Annotated in this window: 1 protein-coding gene; it reads left to right on the forward strand. The window is 59.8% G+C overall.

Annotated elements, in window-relative coordinates; genetic code table 11:
• The first annotated feature begins 79 nt into the window (after window positions 1-79).
• A protein-coding gene (locus GE253_RS25670; RefSeq protein WP_153206985.1) for an IS630 family transposase occupies window positions 80-1,037 on the forward strand; the annotation gives its coding sequence in 2 pieces (ribosomal slippage) (window positions 80-405 and window positions 404-1,037; 960 coding nt in all).
• The last annotated feature ends 15 nt before the right edge of the window (window positions 1,038-1,052 follow it).

Consider the following 1,052-nt stretch of genomic DNA (forward strand, 5'->3'; position numbering starts at 1 on the left):
TAGAGCATCGCGCGAGAAAGCGGAATCGAAGGATTCCCTTTTTGGTCTGGATGTGATTCATCTTTATCGGAGGTGGATCATGGGCAAGGCGTATTCAGAAGATCTTCGGGAACGCGTTGAAGCGCGGATAGCGGCAGGTTACTCGCGGCGTGATGCAGCGCGGCATTTTGGCGTGAGTGCGAGCTTCGCGGTAAAGCTGGCGCAGCGTGTTGCCGTGACAGGTTCGGTGGCCCCCGGTCGCCAAGGGCGGCCCCCCGGTCACGGTAAATTGGCGGAATATCTGCCGCGGCTGATCGCCTGGGTGGAGGCGGTGCCAGATATCTCGATGCCGGAGTTGGCAGCGAAGCTGGAAGCGTCCACCGGCGTGGTTGCACATCCAGCCTCGCTGTCGCGGGCCTTGCTGAAGGCGGGGTTTAGCACCAAAAAAAACGCTGCTGGCATCGGAGTGCGAACGCGCTGATGTCCGAAAGGATCGGCAGGTTTGGCGGAGGCACCGTCAGCCCCGGATGCGCGAAGAACCCCATCGCCTTGTGTTCATTGACGAAACGGCGACAACCACGAAGATGACAAGGGCGCGCGGCCGGGCCCGTCGGGGAAGGCGTTTGAAGGCGCGAGCGCCGTTCGGTCACTGGAAGACCCAGACCTTCATTGCCGCCTTGCGGTGCGATGGGCTGACCGCGCCATGGCTTATCAACCAGCCCATGAACCGGGTTCTCTTTGAAACCTATGTCGAAACCCAGTTGGCGCCGACGCTGCGTCCGGGCGACGTCGTCATCCTCGATAACCTGTCCAGCCATAAAAGTGAGAAGGCCAAGGCCATCATTGAGAAGGCGGGGGCATGGGTTCTGTTCTTGCCCCCCTATAGTCCAGACCTCAACCCCATCGAGATGGCCTTCGCCAAGCTCAAAGCCCACCTCCGGCGCATCGGTGCAAGGACCATTGACGACCTCTGGAGGGCCATTGGAAACATATGCGACCTCTACGACCAAGACGAATGCTGGAACTACTTCAAGGCCGCAGGATATGCGTCCGATTAAAAGCACGTTGCTCTA

It is taken from the genome of Niveispirillum sp. SYP-B3756 (assembly GCF_009495745.1).
Lineage (GTDB): Bacteria > Pseudomonadota > Alphaproteobacteria > Azospirillales > Azospirillaceae > Niveispirillum.